The sequence below is a fragment of the Halomonas alkalisoli genome (assembly GCF_021412585.1).
GTDB classification, from domain to species: domain Bacteria; phylum Pseudomonadota; class Gammaproteobacteria; order Pseudomonadales; family Halomonadaceae; genus Halomonas; species Halomonas alkalisoli.
In genome coordinates this window covers 12826-30375 of record NZ_JAKCMI010000022.1, presented here as the reverse complement: position 1 = coordinate 30375, position 17550 = coordinate 12826, and the positions used below count along the sequence as shown (strand labels likewise).

Here is a 17550-nt window from a genome sequence, read left to right as displayed (position 1 = left end):
ACTCCTGCGTCATTGCGTACGTTTTACATGTCGGCTGTCACGCCGTTATTCGGCTTTTGCTCAGTCACTCATCTTCGGAGACTTCCTCCCAGATCAGGCTGTCCGCGACCTGAGCCAGTACACGAGGTGGCAGCTCTCCCATCACCACCACCTGCATCGGCCCCTCCTCCATCGTCAGGTGGCGCACGACAGCCAACGAGATGCCCAACCGATGAAGGCCGGGTATCAGCCGCTCCCGCCCCTCCTCGATCGGCTCGACGAACAGGCTCAGCGTAGAAAGTCCGTCGCTATAGATTCGGTGCCCCACTTCCTCGCCATGACGCTCGCTACGCGTATCCACCGGCTGGCTGACGAACCCTTCCGGCAGCCATTCGGGACGCCAGGGCTGCCGAGGCGGGGAACGGACATCGTCGAGAAAGACGCTGCCGTCATGCAACTGCGGCGACTGGAGTTCGGTAATCTGGAAGGTTTCGACCACTCGGCCGCGATCGTCGAGCAGCTCCCGCTTCAGGGGCAGGGCCGTGGTGGAATCGAGCCAGACTCGCTGGCCGAAACGCATCCCGTCGAGAGGCTCGATGTCCAGGCGCACGGCGGAGCGATTGGCGATTCGCTCGCCGCTCCCCAGGCCAAGCCGATAATACTGATCGAGATGCCTGACCACCCCTGCCGGCGAGACGGGTGCCTCGTCGTCATTCTCGGCCCACCCCAGTCGACCGATACGCCCACGGCGCTCGAAGAAAACCTGAGGGCCATCGAGAAAGCGTGCGACCTCCCGTTCGACGCCGTCCTGGATGTCGTGGGAAAGGGCCAGCGTCCTGACGCCATCGATGCCGATACGCACCGCCCGCGCCTGGAAGATGTAGCAATGATTGGCCCACAGGCTACGTTCGAACCAGTCGATCGCCGATTCCGGCGCCTCCCAGTCGGATAGCTGGCGACAGTCAAACTGCTCGTTGGCTATCTCGGCACCGCGTGGCGTGTCGGCGGCCAGCGGCAGCACAATGAAAAGGCCACCGATGCCGCAGAGTACTGCCAGGCGACGCAGGGTCCGCCCGGCCCTCATCAACGTTGCCCCAGTGTCTCACTACCGGAAGCGCGCAATAGCGGCATCCAGACATCGCCACTGTGATAGGCGGCACCCTCTGAGTGTCGATCGAGGTAGGACTGCAATAGCCTTGCCTGCTCCTGGTCGGAACTCGGGGGCTGCTGCGACTGGGGTGACAAGAACAGCGGGTTATTGAAGCTGGCACCCACGGGCATGATACCGGCCTGCCCACCACCGACGGCCGCCGGCGAGAACAGGGGCGCGCCCTGACCGCCTGCCGGGGTGGCAAGGCTTCGCTGCGGCTGCTCCGATGCGGTACGGGGCTCGGTTCCGGCGACCGGCGACTCGCCGGTGCTGGCGAAGTCGCTGCCGTTGTAGAACTGCACCCCGGTGATCACCATCAGCGAAACGGCGGCCGCGATGCCGGCACCACGGGCAAAGGAGGGAGCGCGTCGCGGCGCCAGGGGCGTCGTTTCCAGAACCGGTACCGGTTCCTCCTCGAGGCGGGCCATGATACCAGCCGAAAGGTCCTTGCTGACATCGATGTCATGATCCCGACGCATCAGGCTGCGCATCAAATGATAGCGCCGCCAGGCATCAGCCGCATCGGGGTCGTCCTCCAGGGACTTCAGCACCCGACGCAGCTCGAGATCATCACCTTCGTTGTCCATCAGGGCAGAAAGCGATTCCCGTGCGTTCTGACTCATTCTCACACCCCCACACTGTCAAGGCACCCTGCCTTGCGTTCAATGAAATCCGGTATTTCCTGACGCACCATACCGGAAATACCTCTCAGCTCACCTACCCATGCAAGCGTTGTAACGTAACAATCACTGCTTCTGACGCCGCTGACGCCAGACAGTTCAGCGCCAGCGCAAAATCCTTCGCATTTTCTCACTAGGCCCTTCACTCGATCATCGATTCCCGGGTCCGTGACGTGGTCACTAGCGGCTGGATATGCTGGTCCACCGCCTCGCGGGCACGAAAGATCCGCGAACGCACGGTCCCTACCGGGCACTGCATGATGTTGGCGATGTCCTCATAGGAGAGTCCATCGAGCTCCCGCAGGGTAATCGCCGTGCGCAGGTCATCGGGCAGATTCTCGATCGCTTCGAAGACCGCGGACTCGAGCTGGTCCCGCGCCAGTGAAGCCTCCGGCGACTCGATATCGGCAAGGCGGCCACTATGATCGAGTATTTCGGCATCGACGATATCGAGGTCGCTGCCCGGCGGGCGCCGCCCCTTTGAAACCAGGTGATTCTTGGCGGTATTGATGGCAATGCGATACATCCAGGTATAAAAGGCGCTCTCGGCGCGAAACTTGCCCAGCGCCCGGTACGCCTTGATGAAGGCCTCCTGGGCCACATCCTGTACTTCGCTGTGATCCTGTACATAGCGCCCGATCAGTCCGATGATCTTGTGCTGATATTTCCTTACCAGCAGGTCGAACGCACGGGTGTCGCCCTGCTGGGCACGTTCCACGAGTTGTTGGTCGGTCTCTCGGCTGCCCATTCACGCCCCCCCCGACCGGGAGAGAGGCTGTTGACTGGCGGATAAACGAAACATCGTGATGGATTCTGCATGCATGGTGTAAACCTGGTGCCTGTTGGCAGCTGAGTGTCCCTGGAGTATTGCCCCATCGAAACGGCAAGTGTTCCTGTTTATTGGCCGCGCATCAAGCCGGCTGCCATGCGCCGGCATTCAGACAGCCCTCGTAGCCCGGGGTTCCTGCCACAATTGATATTTTCTCTCTCCGCGGGTGTATAGTAGATCATCCTCCCAGCCTTCAACGCATCACGATACAGGTAGCAAAATGTCAGATCAGCAGGTCAGTAACCTCAACGTTCTCTCCCAGGACGTTCTGATCACCCCCGAAGCCCTCAAGAATGAAATACCGCTCGGTGAAACCGCCGAAAGGACGGTACTCGAGGGGCGTCGGACCATCCAGAACATTCTCGATGGCACCGATCCCAGGTTGCTGGTGGTGATCGGTCCCTGCTCTATCCACGATGTCGATGCCGCCCTGGATTATGCACGTCGCCTGCGCCGCCTGGCCGATGAGGTGAAGGATAGTCTCTATGTGGTGATGCGCGTCTACTTCGAGAAGCCACGCACCACCGTTGGCTGGAAGGGCCTGATCAACGACCCGCACCTCAACGGCTCGTTCGAGATCGAGGAAGGGCTGCATATCGCTCGTCGGTTGCTGGTGGAGCTCTCCGAGATCGGGCTGCCCCTGGCCACCGAGGCGCTCGACCCCATTTCACCCCAGTACCTGCAGGACTGCATCAGCTGGTCGGCGATCGGCGCACGCACCACCGAATCCCAGACCCACCGCGAGATGTCCTCCGGCCTGTCGAGCCCCGTCGGGTTCAAGAACGGCACCGACGGCAGCCTTGACGTGGCCGTCAACGCCCTGCAGTCGGTGGCGCACCCGCATAATTTCCTCGGCATCAACCAGAGCGGCCAGGTGTCGATCATTCGCACCCGCGGCAATGCCTATGCCCATGTCGTGCTGCGCGGCGGCAATGGCAAGCCCAACTACGACAGCGTCAGCGTCGCGCTGGCCGAGCAGGAGCTGCGCAAGGCCGGCATCAAGCCCAACATCATGATCGACTGCTCCCACGCCAACTCCAACAAGGACCCGGCGCTGCAGCCCCTGGTCATGGAGAACGTCACCAACCAGATCCTCGAGGGCAACCGTTCGATCATGGGCCTGATGGTGGAGTCCCATATCGGCTGGGGTAGCCAGAAGATTCTCGACGATCACAGCCAGATGCAGTACGGCGTCTCGGTGACCGATGCCTGCATCGACTGGGACACCACCGAGGAGGCCATGACCCGCATGGCCACGAAACTGAAGCCGGTCCTTGGATCCCGTGGCGACGCCTGATCCCATGTAGTGGCGTATCGGTATCAGGCCCGCCTTACCGGCGGGCCTGATGCATGAGTGCCTTACTTACCCTCTCTAACACACACCCTCTCACGCACCCTCTGTCACACCCCCTCTGTCACACCCCCTCTGTCACACCCCCTCTGTCACACCATCGATCTCACGCACGAAGGGCGGTAGCGCATCGAGCAGTGCCCGTCCGTAGCGACGCGTCAACACCCGGCGGTCGAGCAGGGTGATACGCCCCCGATCGGCCTCCTTGCGAATCAGTCGGCCACAGGCCTGCACCAGCTTGATCGATGCATCGGGAACGCTGATGCGCATGAACGGATTGCCGCCCTGGCTCTCGATCCACTCTGCCAGGGTCGCGCCGACCGGGTCGTCGGGCACCGCGAACGGCAGCCGGGTGATCACCACATGGGTCAGGTAGTCACCGGGCAGGTCGATCCCTTCGGCAAAGCTCGCCAGACCGAAGATGATGCTGCCCTTGCCGGCATCCACCCGGGCCCGGTGCCGCTCGATCAATTCACGCTTGGGCAGCCTGTCCTGGGCCAGCACCCCCTCACGCTGTGCCGAGGGCAAGGCCTTCTCGACGGCGCGCAGCTGCGCCCGTGACGAGAACAGCATCAACACCGCCTCATCGGCGCCAAGGCCGCCGACGAAATCGATGATGGCTCGCTCGTGCGCCTCGCGATCGGCCGGATCGACCGCCTCCCGAGGCACGCTGAGTACCGCCCGGGAATAGTCGAACGGGCTCGGCAACCGTTGGTAGCGATAGCGGTTGGCCAGGCCGGCCCGCTCCTGGAGCCGCTCGAAACGACCTAGCGCGGTGAGCGTGGCCGAAGTCACCACGGCGCCGTAGCAGCTTCCCCACAGCGTCCTCGCCAGGGTAGGCGCGGCGGAGACGGGACTCGCCGAGAAGGTGAGCTCCGGGTCGCCGCCGAAGCGCTCCAGGGTCATCCAGCGTGCCTGTGGCGGCTCGCCACCGGTATCGGCTTCGGCATAGGCCTGCCATAGCCCATGGGCCTCCAGCGCGCGACCGTGCAGCAGTGCCATCAGCGGCAGCCAGGCTTCCGCCTGCTCCCGGGCAAGCCCCGTGTGCTTGTCCGGGTCGAGGCTCTCGCGCAGGATGTCGCTCAAGGTCTCCAGGGTCCGCGTCAGCTCGGCGAAGGCGGTTACCAGCGAGCCGGCATGTTCGCGCAGCGCATCGGGCGTTCGTCCCATTTCGAAGCGGTGCTGATGACTCTCCTCCCCGTCAGCCAGACCCTGAGGGCGCCCGGCAAGCTGATGGCCCAGGGAGAACGCCTCCCCCAGACGCGGCTCCAGCGCCGCAATGGCTTCCGGAAGCGTGCCCAGCAGCCTGGCCACGGTGGGCTGGATGGCCAGCGCCTGGTTCAGCTCGGTAAGCGACTTCTTCAGGCTGCCGAGCCAGCGCAGCGAACCGCTGACACCGACCCGGTGGGCGAAGTGGTTGAGCGCCTTGTCCGGCAGGTGGTGCCCCTCGTCGAAGACATAGATGCAGTCACCGGGCGGCGGCAGCACGACACCGCCGCCCAGGGACAGATCGGCCAGCACCAGATCGTGATTGGCCACGACCACATCGGCGGTCTCCAGGTCACGGCGCGCGCGGAAGAAGGCGCAGGCGGCGAAGTGGCCGCAGCGCCGGTTGGTGCACTGCCGGTGATCGATGGTCAGGCGACGCCAGTCGGTGTCATCGATCGACTCGGACCAGCTCTCGCGGTCGCCTTCCCAACTGCCGCTGCCGTAGGCCTCGGCCATGTCGCGCACCAGGGCCTGGAAATTGTCGCCGGATTCCTGGACCAGGCTCTGCTCGAACAACGACAGGGTGGGATTGCCCGTCACGCCGTCCAGCTCCTGCTCGAGGCGCGCCACGCACAGGTAGCGACCGCGCCCCTTGGCCAGGGCGTAGTGGAAGTCCAGGCCGCTATGGGCCTTGAGGGCGGGCAGGTCCTGATGCAGCACCTGCTCCTGCAGGGCCACCGTGGCGGTGGCGATGACCAGCCGCTTGCCGCGAGCCTTGGCCACCGGCAATGCGGCCAGCAGGTAGGCCAGGGTCTTGCCGGTGCCGGTGCCGGCCTCGAGCACGCAGACATGCTCATCGGAGATGCGCTTGCCCGAGTCGTCGGCCACGATGCCGCTCAGCGTGCGAGCGATCTCGGCAATCATCAGCCGCTGGCCGTAGCGTGGCGTTAGCCCCTGGGCCTCCAGCACGCGACGATAGGCGGCCTGTATCTCGCCCTTGAGGGCCTCGTCCAGCATGGCCTCACTCTCTAGAGAACTTTGAGGGGAATGGCTTGGAAACACTGCCCAAATGCCTGCGCGAGCGAATCGCTGCGTTGCGCGGTGCTCGGAATCCTCACATATACCCCATATGCTCCGGTTCCTGTGCTCCGTGCGCCTTGCACTTCATCTCGCTCGGCGATTTGTTCAGCGATTCCAAAAGCGCATCGGCACTTGACCACCACGCGGGAGCCGGGGACAGGTTGAAGAGGAGGTCTTTTGCCAGGGATGGCAAAAGTAGCGCCCAGGGAAGGGTTCACAGCGCCTCCTCGTAAACCTGTCGACGGCTCAAAGCCACCACCACCGCAGGCGTTCCCCAGGCAGCAGCCGCTGGGGAACAAAGCGTTACAGCAGCCCCTCGGGCGGATGCTCGCAGGGCAGCTTGCCGTTGATGTAGCGCTCGATCTCGGGCAGCGAGAAGGCATCCTCTTCGCCGACGAAACTGATCGACACCCCGTTGGCGCCGGCGCGGCCGGTACGGCCGATACGGTGCACATAGTCTTCCGGGTCTTCCGGCAGGGTGTAGTTGATCACGTGGCTGACATCCTCGATATGGATGCCGCGGCCCGCCACGTCGGTGGCCACCAGCACCTGGATCTCCCCTTCGCGGAAGCTCTCCAGCGTCTTGATGCGCTGATTCTGGGGCACGTCACCGGAGAGCATCGCCGCATTGATGCCAGCTTTTCTGAGCAGCTCGTCGAGCTTGCGCACCAGGTCACGACGATTGCCGAAGACCATCACCCGGTCGAAGCTCTCCTGGCGCAGCAGGTTGACCAGCAGTCGCTGCTTGTCATCGTCGCTGACCATATAGACCCGCTGATCGATGTTGGCGGCGTTCTCCACCGTTACCTCGATCTCGACGTGCGCAGGCTCATGGGTCCACTGGCTGGCCAGGTTGAGGATGTCATGGGAGAAGGTGGCCGAGAACAGGAAGGTCTGGCGCTCCTCCTTCTTCGGCGTATGCCGGATGATTCGCTTGACGTCGGGAATGAAGCCCATCGACAGCATGCGGTCCGCCTCGTCGAGCACCAGCACCTCGACCTGGGTGAGGTCGACGTCGCGCTTCTCGTGGAAGTCCAGCAACCGGCCGGGCGTCGCCACCAGGATATCGACCTTGCGCCCCAGGGCATCGCGCTGCTTCTGGTAGTCCATGCCGCCGACTACGCTTGCCACGTTGAGCGACGTGAAGCGTGCCAGGGCCTTGGCGTCCTTCTCGATCTGCAGCGCCAGCTCGCGGGTCGGCGCCACGATCAGGGCACGAGGCGCACCGGTCTTCTGGGCGTTCGGCTCTTCTTCCTCGAGGAAGTAGGCCATGATCGAGATCAGGAAGGCCGCGGTCTTGCCGGTACCGGTCTGCGCCTTGCCGACCACATCGCCACCCAGCAGGGTCTGGCTCAGGGCCTCCGCCTGGATCGGGGTGCAGTACTCGAACCCCAGGGCGTGGATGGCTCGCATCAGCGGCAGCGGCAGATCGAAGTCGTGAAAGCGCCACTTGCCCGCCTCGACAGGCACCTGGAACTGGCGAAGATCCCAGTTCGATTGGCGGCGGCGCGGCTTGCGACGACGACGTTTGGGCTTGCGGTTCTCGGCCGGTGCTGTGGTCTGTTCCGACTCGCTCATAGGCTATGTGTCTTGTCCGTAGCAATGGATGAAGGAAACACTACACGAATGCCTGCGCGACCGAATCGCCCGTCGATTCGTTCAGCGTTTCCTGAACTTCGTACAGCCGCATATTGTACCAGCCTATCGCGATGAGGGCGCGCCTGGTGCAATGGACTGATAGAATAACGGTCTATGCCACCCCTCGACACCCAATGGAGTCCGGCCCGATGACACGCCGCAAGAAGACCCGCTCGCTGGCCGACAAGGTGACAATCCGCACCGGCAAGCGCAAGGATTTCAAGCAGTGGCGCCACGAGAATCCCGATCAGGTGACCTCGTCGCGCCGCTTCACCCAGAAGAAGCGCCAGCAGCGCAAGCTGCAGGCGGCACGCAAGCAGGCCCGCCAGGAAACGGGGCAGTCCATTGCCATCCACCCGGAAAACCGCGGGGAGGCGCCGGAGTAATGCGCCTGGTATCCTTCAACATCAATGGATTGCGCGCCAGGTTACACCAGCTCGAGGCGCTGATCGAGTCTCATGCCCCGGCCGTGATCGGCCTGCAGGAAACCAAGGTCCACGACGACGAGTTTCCCCGCGAGGCAGTCGAGGCCATGGGCTACCGCGTCTACTTTCATGGCCAGAAGGGACACTACGGCGTGGCCCTTATGTGCCACAGGGAGCAGTGCCCCGGCGAACCCGAAGCCGTCCACTACGGCTTTGACGATGATGACGAGCAGGCCCAGCGGCGCATGATCGGGGTGACGCTTCGCACCGCCGATGGCGAGACGCTGACGGTATGGAACGGCTACTTTCCCCAGGGAGAGAATGTCGACCACCCCACCAAGTTTCCCATCAAGCGGCAGTTCTATGCACGCCTGGCCCGATTGCTGAAGGAGGCTCATCGACCCGACGAGCGGCTCGTGATCATGGGCGACTTCAATATCTCCCCCGCCGATATCGATATCGGCATCGGCGAGTCCAACCGCAAGCGCTGGCTGCGGGAAGGCAAGACCAGCTTCCAGCCGGTAGAGCGGGAGTGGCTCGACGGCATCAAGGCATGGGGGCTGACCGACAGCTACCGGCTGCACTACCCGGACGTGGACGACCGCTTCAGCTGGTTCGACTACCGCTCACGCGGCTTCGAACGTGAGCCGAAGCGTGGCCTGCGCATCGACCATATCCTGGTCACCCCATCGTTGGCCGAACGCGTGCGCGACGCCGGCATCGATTACGACCTGCGCGGCATAGAGCGACCCTCGGATCACGCACCGGTCTGGACCGAACTCGACCTATGATCGGCGCCACAGGCGGCTAGCGGGAAGAGAGCCAGCGTTCGTCGACTTCGACGCCCCGCGCCTGGGCCTGCAGCATGGCGTCCTGCGCCACCTCACCTTGCCCCCAGGCATGGGCCAGCAAGCCCAGGCGCCGCCAGTCGCTGCCCGCGTCGCTACGCTCGGCGACCTCACGCCAGGCCGCCAGCGCGCGTTCACGCTCCCGCGCTTCTTCCCATGCGCGGGCCAAGAGCCGCCGGTTGTCCAGGTTATCAGGCAGCGTCTGGTCGGCCAGCGCCACTGCCAGATGCTCGCCGGCCCGGGCCGGCGTGCCGGCGGCCAGATGCAGCTCGACCCGCTGACGCAAATCCTCCTCTCCCGCCAGCGCCCCAGCGTGCCAACCGGCTTCCCAAATGGCCGCCGCCCGCCGCACATCACCGAGCCCTTGGGCCAGCGCCGCGGCCCGCCGCCATACCTGGGGAGCAGCCTGCTCACTCAGCGAGGCCTCCAGGCGAGCCAAAGCCTCCGCGCCTCTCCCGGCACGCTGGAAGACGGTGGCTGCCAGGGCCTGTCGGCGCTCCTCAGGATCAGGATCATCGGCCAGCGCCCGCTCGACCCAGCTCGCGGCATCCTCCCAGCGCTCCAGTTCCGCCAGGGCGCGGGCCAGGCGCCAACGGTCGTCGACGCTTCCATCATGCCGTTCATGCCAATCGAGCCATAGCGATACCGCCTCTTCAGTCTGCCCCGCTGCCAGGCGTAGCCTGGCCTCTTCGCGCAGCCAGCGGTCGCGCTGACGCAGAGGCGCCGCCTGCGTTCCGCGGGCCTGGCGCAGATGGTCGGCGGCGGCTTCGCTGCGCCCCGCCCCGGCGTCGGCCCCCGCAGCGAGCTGGCGGTAGAGCGAGCTGGCCCAGCGATCGGCTGCATTACCCCCTTCGAAACGACTCGCCTGCGCCAGGGCTCGCTCCCGCACGCCGTCGTGCTCACCCTGCTGCAACTGACGCTGGAGCCGCTCCAGATCGGCGATGATATCGCCAGCCAGCGGCGGCGCATCGGCCATCGCCGAAGCGGCCAGCAGCCACCCGACACAGGTCACCAGGCGAATCGCGAGCCGAGTCTTCATGTGGTCACCTCAACTGGAACTCGAGGCGCTGCCGGGCACGGCGCACCCCATTGGCCGGCTCGAACTGCCAGCGTGCCACGGCCTGCTCGGCCGCAGAATCGAAGACGTTACGCGGCTGCGCCTCGATGACCCGAATCGACGAACGATCGACGCTGCCGTCGGGGCGAATCAGGAACTGCAGCTCGACATGCCCTTCCAGCCCACGCCGCTGGGCACGCGGCGGGTACTCCGGCGGCACGCGACTGGTCGGGGTGATCTGGCCGACATCCACCGGCCCCTGCTCGGCGGGTGCGGCCTGTTCGGTCGCCGGACCCGGTGCAGGTGCGGTACTCGGAGGCGTCGGTGATGGACTCGGCTCGGGAGTTGGCGCTGGCTGGGATGTCGGTTCCGGGGACGGCTCGGGTTCGGGCCGTGGCTCCGGAGTAGGCTCGGGCGGCGGTTCGGACTGCACCTCGGCAAGCTCGGGCAGGCTGGCGTCGAATTCCAGCGGCTCCATCCGCTCCGGCGGAAGCTCGGGGTCCGGCATCGTGATGGAACTCTCCAGCGGCGGCAGCGGCTCCGGCTGGGGCGGCGGCGGCTCGGCACTGGGCTCGGCCAGCTCCTCCTGCTCATTCTGTATTGGGGGCTCCGGGGCCTCGACCATGTTCATGGTCATGGCTGCATCGAGCACATCGAACTCCTCCTCCGGCGGCGTCACCAGCAGCGCCAGCAGCCAGAACAGCAGCAGCGCCAGGGCCCCCCCTCCCAGCGAGGAGAAGGGGATTCGGATCATGACCGGCTCCGGCTGGCGGCCACCGCCATCTGCTCCACGCCGGCCTCACGGATGCGGTCCATCACCTCTATCAGCAGGCCGGTGGTCGACTCGCGATCGGCCTGGATCACCACCGAGCCATCCTCGCTGACCAACCCGGCAACCTCGCTGCCGACGCGGTGCAGGTCCACCGCGCGGCCATCGACCCACACTGCCCCTTCAGGGGTGATCGCGACCATCACCTGGGCGTCAGGCCGGGGCGTGGCGGCGCTGGACTCGGGTCGTTCGATCTCCACCCCGCTCTCCTTGATGAAGCTGGTGGTGACAATGAAGAAGATCAGCATGATGAAGACGACGTCCAGCATCGGCGTCAGGTTGACTTCACTGGCTTCGCCATCGTCGGCGCCAAGGCCGCGTCTACGCATCGGTATCCTCCACGGCGCGGGCCAGACGGTCATGCAACCGCTGATCCTCGCGACGAATGATCTGCTCAAGGCGGCTGGTGAACATCAAGCCCACCACCGCCACCGCCATGCCGGCCAGGGTCGGCAGTGTGGCCCGCGCCACGCCATCGGCCATGGCCCGGGCCTGGCTGGTATCGGTCATCGCCAGGCTGTCGAAGACGGCAATCATGCCGGTCACGGTACCCAGCAGCCCCAGCAACGGGCACAGCGCCACCAGCAGCTTGAGCCACGGCAGCGTGCGCCGCAGCCGCCCGATCAGCTCCCGTGCCCAGACGTCACGCAGGGTCAGCGCACTCCAGCTAAGGTGATCCCGGCGCGCCGTCCAGCGCGAGATCAGGGCCCGCCGCGCCCGGCGGTAGGTGATACGGAAATACCACACCCGCTCCAACGCCAGGCTGAACAGCAGCATCGCCACCAGGGCGATGACGACCAGGACCGAGCCGCCCGCCTCGACCAGCCTCTCCAGCGGCTCAAGCCAGTGCGGCATCGCGACGCGCGCTCCCGGAGACGCCATCGGGCCCATGCGGGCGGTGCTCGAGCTGCTCGGCCAGGGCGGCACTCGCCTGCCCTTCCACCAGCCCGGCCAGGTGTCGGCTGCGACCGGCAAGCGCCGTATGGGCGAACAGCAGCGGCACGGCGGTGATCAATCCCAATACCGTGGTTACCAGCGCCTGGCTGATACCGCCGGCCATCAGCTGCGGATCGCCGGTGCCGAACACGGTAATCGCCTGGAAGGTCACGATCATACCGGTCACGGTGCCCAGCAGGCCCAGCAGCGGCGCCACCGCCGCCAGCAGCTTGACCAATGGCTGACCGCGTTCCAGCTTCGGCAGCTCGGCCAGCACCGCCTCGTCGAGCCGCGCTTCCAGCGCCTCCGGAACGGGGTCATCCTGCAGCTTGCGGAAACGCTGCAGCACGCGCCCCAGCGGATTGTCCCCACGCAGGGCGGTCAAGTCGCGCAGCTGGCGGCGCATGGCCAGGCTCACCTTCAGCAGGTAGGCATATTGCAGCAGCGCCACCAGCAGGCCAATGGCACCGAGCCCCACCACCACGTAGCCCACCGCGCCTCCCTGATGGAAGCGCTCAACCAGGCTCGGTCGCTGGGCCAACGCCGCCATCACCTGGCCGCGTGTCGGATCCAGCGCCAGCGAGCGCGATTCACCGGCATGGAAGTCCGCCAGGCTGGCAGCCACTTCCCGCGGCGTGCGCTCGACCACCGACAACACACCATCGTCGGCGCCACGGCGCAGCAGATGGTCGTCGGTGAAGGCGGCAAAATCGCCCAGCCGGATGACCTGCCGCGGGATGATCTCGCCGCTGGCCGCCGCCACCGGCGACTCGAAGCGCACCACGCGAGCCGTATCAACCGTCAATGCCACCAGGCTCTCGGCAAAGGCCTCGAGATGTTCGAGCTCGAGCACCTCGGCATCCTCCAGCCGCGGGGGAAGGCCGGCACCTCCCAGCGTCAGCCAGCTTTCGGCCAGGTCGTCACGCAGTTCGCCGCTGTGCCGGACGAGCGAGGCCAGTATCGCCTCGAGATCGTCGCCCTGCTCCTGCTGGCGGGCATCGAGTTCGGCCTGCCGCTCGCTCGATGCCTGCGCCTCGGCCTGCAGTTCGGCGTTGCGGGTTTCGGCCTGATCGTGTGCGGCGCGAGCCTCCTCGAGGGCGGCTTCCAGGGCGCCGCGATCCTCGAGCAGCTCGGCCAGCCGCGCCCGGTCATGAGCCTCGGCGGCCTCTCGCTCGGCACGTAGAGAACTCAACGGCTCGATCTGGGCCTGGAGGCCAGGAGAAACACTCATCAACACCGCCAGCAGCAGCCCGACCGTGAAACGTGACAGACTCATGCGTCCTCCTCCCCGGTCCGTTCCAGCGGCTGCGAAATCGGCAGCGTGAGGAGCTCGGGGGCCCGGCGATCACGCGCCATGCGCAGGCCATTGCGGACTTCGCGGCGCTGTGGCTCGTCGAGTGCTACCCAACTGCCCGCATCGGCCTGCCACACCCCACCGGCGCGGCCGTCCGGGCTGAGATAGTACAAGCCCAGGCGCCCCAGGCGCAGGTAGTCAACCTCGCGGCGGGACTCTCCTTCACCGAGATAGCCGCGCCAGGCATCGATGTCGCGTCCGTACTCCAGCTCGGTGCGCCAGGCCTCGACCACCCGCTCCCAGCGCTCGGCGGTGGAAAGCTCGCTGGCATGGGAGCGCAGGCTGGCGACCCGAGCCTGACGCTCCTGGCTCAGGAAGGGCATGTCGTTGTCGACCCACTGCGCCAACCGCTCGACCAGGCGTTCCTGCAGCTTCGGCAAGGCCTCGCGGGTATCGGCCAGGGTATCCAACGCCGCCTCGCGTCGATCCAGGGCCTCGGCCTGGCGCTCGAGTCGCGGGGCGAGCTCGGCGTTCTCGCGCACCAGGCGAAGCTCGGCACGCTCCAGTTCACGCAACTCCTCGAGCATGGCCCGCGCCTCATCATCGGCGGCGTCGATGTGCGACTGCAGCTCGGCCTGGCTGCGCTGGGCGCTACCCGCCTCCTCCAGCAACGCCTCCGCGAGTGTCACCGGGGCAGCCACCAGGAGGCCGAGGGCCATGCCAAGCATGAGCGGATGTCGAAACGTCACCACGACCGGACTCCCTTGAAGTTCATACGATTCGTTGATTGGACGAGTGGCTGGCCCGGAAGGCAAGCGGCCAAACCATGCCAACAATGAAAACAATTATCAATCATGACAAGACGACATGCCCTCGGCGCACAGGAAGAAGGATTGGACAGCTCGAACAGTATACGATAATACGTCTCATTTAAATATATCCCATCATGGCGACCTCGCCGCTCGGGTAGAAGCCATCGAGCTGGCCTGTCAGTTGCCATGAACCTTGCCTCGAGACTATCCAATGCTCGTATTACCTTACCAAGCCCCACGCCTGACCGCCCTGCTCGCCTTGCTATGGCTGGCAACCACTCCGGCAATGGCCAGCGATAGCGGTGGCCTGGCCACGCTCGACTGGACCCTGGCCGAAACATTGATGGCACTCGAGGCGCCGCCTCGCGGCGTGGCCCAGGTCGGCGCCTATCACGACTGGGTCGGTCAGCCTCGCCTGGCAGACCGGGTGATCGATCTCGGGCTACGCTCCCAGCCCAACCTGGAGCTACTGGCCCAGCTCGACCCGTCGCATATCCTCATCTCATCCATGTTCACCCACCTGGCCCCTCGTTTGAGTCAAGTCGGTGACGTCGACACCTTCAGCCTCTACACAGGGGAACATGAGGCCTGGGATGGAGCGGTGGCCCTGACACACGCACTTGGAGAGGTGACCGGGCGCCCCGCTGCTGCCGAATCGCTGGTCGAGGAGACCGCAGCGCATATCGAGTCGCTACGCCAAGGATTGCCCCAGGGCATCCCGCCACTATTGATCATCCAGTTCATGGACGATCGGCACGTGCGCGTCTTTGGCGAGCACTCGCTATACCAGGCGGTACTGGAACGGCTTGAACTGGAGAATGCTTGGCAGGAGCAGACCAACGCCTGGGGCTTCAGTCTCGTCGGCCTCGAGCGCCTGATCACCCTCGATGCTCAGCTGGTGGTGATAGAGCCCTACCCGACCGGCGTCGAGAAGAATCTCCGCCACAGCGCATTGTGGCAGCATCAGTCCAGCGTCCGTGACGACACCTTGATCACGCTGCCAGCGGCGTGGAGCTTCGGCGCCCTGCCCTCGGCGAGCCGCTTCGCCGAGCTTCTGGCAGCCGCCCTGGCTGCCGCCCCCGAGGCCTGAGAATACGCTGATTCGCTTGTAACTCCGGCCGACCGTCGCGTCGACCCTCTGCCGACACTGGCGCCCCCACCGCATCACGATCGGCGGCGATGCCCCTCCCCGATCTTGCCATTAATACGAATGAGTATCATTGATATTATATTTAGCAATGCTATGCTTGCCCACTTTCAGCAAGAACCATTCACATCTTCCAGGCAAGGGAACCCCCATGAAGAAGCGAGTGACCCTCGGTTTCGCCATGGCCGCCGGCTCGGCGACCATGATCCTTCACGCTCAGGAACCGCAGGAAACCATGGTCGTGGTGGGGTCACGCACCCCCACCCAGATCAGCCAGATACCCGGTGCGGCATGGATACTCGAGAAGGAGGAGCTGCAGCAGCAGATTGAAACCGGCGCCGATCTCAAGACCGCCCTGGGCAGGCTCGTCCCCGGGCTCGACATGGCCCCCCAGGGGCGCACCAACTATGGCCAGAACCTGCGTGGGCGCAGCGTGCAGGTGCTGATCGACGGGGTGTCGATGAACAGCTCCCGGGGCCTGTCCCGCCAGTTCGACGCCATCGATCCCTTCAACATCGAGCGCATCGAGGTACTCTCGGGGGCCAGCAGCCTCTATGGCGGCGGCGCCACCGGCGGCATCATCAACATCATCACCCGCAAGGGCCGGTCCGGCGGCCCGGACTGGCGCACCGAGGCCGGCATCACTACCGGCTTCAATGACAGCGACGACCTCGACAAGCGCATTGCGCAGTCGGTCAGCGGCGGCAACGAGCGGGTTCAGGCTTACCTGGGCACCGCCTTCCAGGACAACGGCCGCCAGTTCGACGGCCGCGGCGACGAGATCTTCCCCGATATCGCCCAGACCGACCTGCAGGACAACCGCAGCATCGACGTGCTCGGCAACCTCACCTTCAGCCTGGACGACAATCAGACCCTGGAACTGGGCGCCCAGCTCTACCGGTCGGGCTACGAGGGCGACCGTGGCGTCTACTTCCCGCACCTCGCCGCCGACAGCCCCAGCCTGGAGGATGCCCAGATCCGCGACGGCTATCGCTCCGACCGCGATCCGGCCACCGACCGCAAGATGCTCAACCTGCAGTACCATCACGGCGACCTGCTGGGCCAGAACTTCTACCTGCAGGCCTTCCATCGTCAGGAGGAGGCCAGCTTCCAGGCCTTCCCCTACCCCGTCAGCGGAGGCTCCGAATTCCGCGCCTCCCAACAGAATACCGACCTCAGCGGCCTCAAGGCGCTGTTCGACGCTCGCTTGACCGATAGCGTCGGTCTCACCTACGGCCTGGACCTCGACCGAGAACGCTTCGATGCCAGCCAGATGACCTTCGACAAGGCCGTGTCCGATGCGACCGGCGGCCTGGTACAGGAGCAGGCCAGCATCGCGCCGCGCTATCCCGGTTACCGGGTCGACAGCCTCGCCGCCTTCGCCCAGGCGAACTGGCAGGCGACCGACGCCCTCAAGCTCTCGGCCGGCGTCCGTCGCCAGCACTCCGACGTCGAGGTCGACGACTTCAACGGCATTCCCGGCGGCGAGAACGACTACGACGCCACCCTGCTCAACGCCAGCGTGCTCTACGACTACGGCAACGGCCACCAGAACTGGCTGCGCTACAGCCAGGGGTTCGAACTCCCCGACCCGGCCAAGTACTACGGTCGGCCGGGCATCAGCGTCGACGAGAACCCGCTCTCCGCCATCGAGACCGATCAGGTCGAGCTCGGCTGGCGCTACCGGGGCGGGGACTGGGTGGCCCAGGCGGCGGCCTACTACTCCTGGTCCGACAAGGCCCTGGAGGTCAACAGCGGAGACCTCAGCGTCGACGTGATCGACGACAGCAAGCGCGACTACGGCTTCGAGGGCGCACTCACCCGCTACTTCGACAGTGGCTTCGAAGCCGGCGGCACCCTGCACCTGGTGCGCTCCGAGCGGGAAAACGACGCGGGCAAGTGGGAGAAGCGCGACGCCCGCGACTCCTCGCTCTCCTCGGCCACCGCCTTCATCGGCTGGTCGGATCGGGTTCGTTCGGCGCGCCTGCAGGCCAACCACACCTTCGATCTAAAGGATGACGCCGATCGCGAGATCGACGGCAATACCACCCTGGACCTGGCGCTCAGCCGGCAGACCGACGTCGGCAGGTTCAGCCTCGGCGTGCAGAACCTGCTCGACGAGAGCTACTCCACCGTCTGGGGCCAGCGCGCGGCGATGTTCTATTCGCCCTACTACGGCCCGGAGTACCTCTACGACTACCAGGGCCGCGGGCGTACCTACAGCCTGACCTGGTCGATGGACTACTGACCCCCGCCTTCATCGCGATGCCACGCGTTCGCCTCACG

General features: G+C 65.5%; 16 protein-coding genes. 5 read left to right on the top strand and 11 right to left on the bottom strand.

Annotated elements, in window-relative coordinates; all coding sequences use genetic code 11:
• Positions 1-64 precede the first annotated feature (64 nt).
• The 3 genes from LY622_RS08175 to rpoE all read right to left on the bottom strand — a co-directional run bounded on the left by LY622_RS08175 (position 65) and on the right by rpoE (position 2557).
• Complete coding sequence (locus tag LY622_RS08175; RefSeq protein ID WP_234290443.1) at positions 65-1063, bottom strand: MucB/RseB C-terminal domain-containing protein; 999 nt, start codon at positions 1061-1063, stop codon at positions 65-67.
• A complete protein-coding gene (locus LY622_RS08170; protein ID WP_234290442.1) occupies positions 1063-1752 on the bottom strand; it encodes a sigma-E factor negative regulatory protein in 690 nt (229 codons plus the stop codon). Before LY622_RS08170 ends, LY622_RS08175 begins: the two co-directional genes overlap by 1 nt.
• Before the next feature lie 199 nt (positions 1753-1951).
• Positions 1952-2557, bottom strand: a complete 606-nt coding sequence (gene rpoE, locus LY622_RS08165) for an RNA polymerase sigma factor RpoE (RefSeq protein WP_234281644.1) — start codon at positions 2555-2557, stop codon at positions 1952-1954.
• A gap of 301 nt (positions 2558-2858) precedes the next feature.
• Here rpoE and LY622_RS08160 point away from each other — a divergent pair, with 301 nt between their 5' ends.
• The gene (locus LY622_RS08160; RefSeq protein ID WP_234281642.1) at positions 2859-3935 is read left to right on the top strand and encodes a 3-deoxy-7-phosphoheptulonate synthase; all 1077 of its coding nucleotides are present in this window, start codon (positions 2859-2861) and stop codon (positions 3933-3935) included.
• A gap of 132 nt (positions 3936-4067) precedes the next feature.
• Here the strand turns inward: LY622_RS08160 and dinG are convergent, their stop codons facing one another.
• Positions 4068-6215, bottom strand: coding sequence for an ATP-dependent DNA helicase DinG (gene dinG / locus LY622_RS08155; RefSeq protein ID WP_234290441.1), 2148 nt, complete (start codon positions 6213-6215; stop codon positions 4068-4070).
• A gap of 366 nt (positions 6216-6581) precedes the next feature.
• Positions 6582-7856: an ATP-dependent RNA helicase RhlB gene (gene rhlB, locus LY622_RS08150; RefSeq protein ID WP_234290440.1), complete on the bottom strand. Its 1275-nt coding sequence runs from the start codon at positions 7854-7856 to the stop codon at positions 6582-6584.
• A 209-nt stretch (positions 7857-8065) separates the two neighbouring features.
• Between rhlB and LY622_RS08145 the strand changes: the two genes are divergently transcribed.
• Entirely contained in the window at positions 8066-8302 is a 237-nt protein-coding gene (locus tag LY622_RS08145; RefSeq protein WP_223137300.1) for a hypothetical protein, read from the top strand.
• On the top strand, positions 8302-9132 hold the full coding sequence (xthA, locus tag LY622_RS08140; RefSeq protein WP_234290439.1) for an exodeoxyribonuclease III: 831 nt from the start codon (positions 8302-8304) through the stop codon (positions 9130-9132). Before LY622_RS08145 ends, xthA begins: the two co-directional genes overlap by 1 nt.
• A gap of 16 nt (positions 9133-9148) precedes the next feature.
• Here the strand turns inward: xthA and LY622_RS08135 are convergent, their stop codons facing one another.
• From LY622_RS08135 to LY622_RS08110, 6 genes are read right to left on the bottom strand one after another with little or no spacing between them, the layout of a single operon-like run.
• Positions 9149-10228, bottom strand: coding sequence for a tetratricopeptide repeat protein (locus LY622_RS08135; protein WP_234290438.1), 1080 nt, complete (start codon positions 10226-10228; stop codon positions 9149-9151).
• A 4-nt stretch (positions 10229-10232) separates the two neighbouring features.
• A complete protein-coding gene (locus LY622_RS08130) occupies positions 10233-11000 on the bottom strand; it encodes an energy transducer TonB (protein WP_234290437.1) in 768 nt (255 codons plus the stop codon).
• Positions 10997-11404, bottom strand: coding sequence for an ExbD/TolR family protein (locus LY622_RS08125; RefSeq protein WP_234290436.1), 408 nt, complete (start codon positions 11402-11404; stop codon positions 10997-10999). Before LY622_RS08125 ends, LY622_RS08130 begins: the two co-directional genes overlap by 4 nt.
• On the bottom strand, positions 11397-11930 hold the full coding sequence (locus LY622_RS08120; RefSeq protein WP_234290435.1) for a MotA/TolQ/ExbB proton channel family protein: 534 nt from the start codon (positions 11928-11930) through the stop codon (positions 11397-11399). Before LY622_RS08120 ends, LY622_RS08125 begins: the two co-directional genes overlap by 8 nt.
• Positions 11914-13287 carry a MotA/TolQ/ExbB proton channel family protein gene (locus LY622_RS08115; RefSeq protein WP_234290434.1) on the bottom strand — a complete coding sequence of 458 codons (1374 nt, stop codon included), beginning with the start codon at positions 13285-13287 and terminating at the stop codon, positions 11914-11916. Before LY622_RS08115 ends, LY622_RS08120 begins: the two co-directional genes overlap by 17 nt.
• Positions 13284-14057 (bottom strand): DUF3450 domain-containing protein, encoded by a 774-nt coding sequence (locus LY622_RS08110; protein WP_369413780.1) that lies wholly within the window; start codon positions 14055-14057, stop codon positions 13284-13286. The genes LY622_RS08115 and LY622_RS08110 overlap by 4 nt, the downstream gene beginning before the upstream one ends.
• 271 nt (positions 14058-14328) lie before the next feature.
• Here LY622_RS08110 and LY622_RS08105 point away from each other — a divergent pair, with 271 nt between their 5' ends.
• A complete protein-coding gene (locus LY622_RS08105; RefSeq protein WP_234290433.1) occupies positions 14329-15207 on the top strand; it encodes an ABC transporter substrate-binding protein in 879 nt (292 codons plus the stop codon).
• Between the two features lie 208 nt (positions 15208-15415).
• Entirely contained in the window at positions 15416-17512 is a 2097-nt protein-coding gene (locus tag LY622_RS08100) for a TonB-dependent receptor (RefSeq protein WP_234290432.1), read from the top strand.
• The last annotated feature ends 38 nt before the right edge of the window (positions 17513-17550 follow it).

Coding starts and splice junctions, on each gene's coding strand:
- LY622_RS08175 (WP_234290443.1), bottom strand. CDS start 1,063: ATGAGGGCCGGGCGGACCCTGCGTCGCCTGGCAGTACTCTGCGGCATC.
- LY622_RS08170 (WP_234290442.1), bottom strand. CDS start 1,752: ATGAGTCAGAACGCACGGGAATCGCTTTCTGCCCTGATGGACAACGAA.
- rpoE (WP_234281644.1), bottom strand. CDS start 2,557: ATGGGCAGCCGAGAGACCGACCAACAACTCGTGGAACGTGCCCAGCAG.
- LY622_RS08160 (WP_234281642.1), top strand. CDS start 2,859: ATGTCAGATCAGCAGGTCAGTAACCTCAACGTTCTCTCCCAGGACGTT.
- dinG (WP_234290441.1), bottom strand. CDS start 6,215: ATGCTGGACGAGGCCCTCAAGGGCGAGATACAGGCCGCCTATCGTCGC.
- rhlB (WP_234290440.1), bottom strand. CDS start 7,856: ATGAGCGAGTCGGAACAGACCACAGCACCGGCCGAGAACCGCAAGCCC.
- LY622_RS08145 (WP_223137300.1), top strand. CDS start 8,066: ATGACACGCCGCAAGAAGACCCGCTCGCTGGCCGACAAGGTGACAATC.
- xthA (WP_234290439.1), top strand. CDS start 8,302: ATGCGCCTGGTATCCTTCAACATCAATGGATTGCGCGCCAGGTTACAC.
- LY622_RS08135 (WP_234290438.1), bottom strand. CDS start 10,228: ATGAAGACTCGGCTCGCGATTCGCCTGGTGACCTGTGTCGGGTGGCTG.
- LY622_RS08130 (WP_234290437.1), bottom strand. CDS start 11,000: ATGATCCGAATCCCCTTCTCCTCGCTGGGAGGGGGGGCCCTGGCGCTG.
- LY622_RS08125 (WP_234290436.1), bottom strand. CDS start 11,404: ATGCGTAGACGCGGCCTTGGCGCCGACGATGGCGAAGCCAGTGAAGTC.
- LY622_RS08120 (WP_234290435.1), bottom strand. CDS start 11,930: ATGCCGCACTGGCTTGAGCCGCTGGAGAGGCTGGTCGAGGCGGGCGGC.
- LY622_RS08115 (WP_234290434.1), bottom strand. CDS start 13,287: ATGAGTCTGTCACGTTTCACGGTCGGGCTGCTGCTGGCGGTGTTGATG.
- LY622_RS08105 (WP_234290433.1), top strand. CDS start 14,329: ATGCTCGTATTACCTTACCAAGCCCCACGCCTGACCGCCCTGCTCGCC.
- LY622_RS08100 (WP_234290432.1), top strand. CDS start 15,416: ATGAAGAAGCGAGTGACCCTCGGTTTCGCCATGGCCGCCGGCTCGGCG.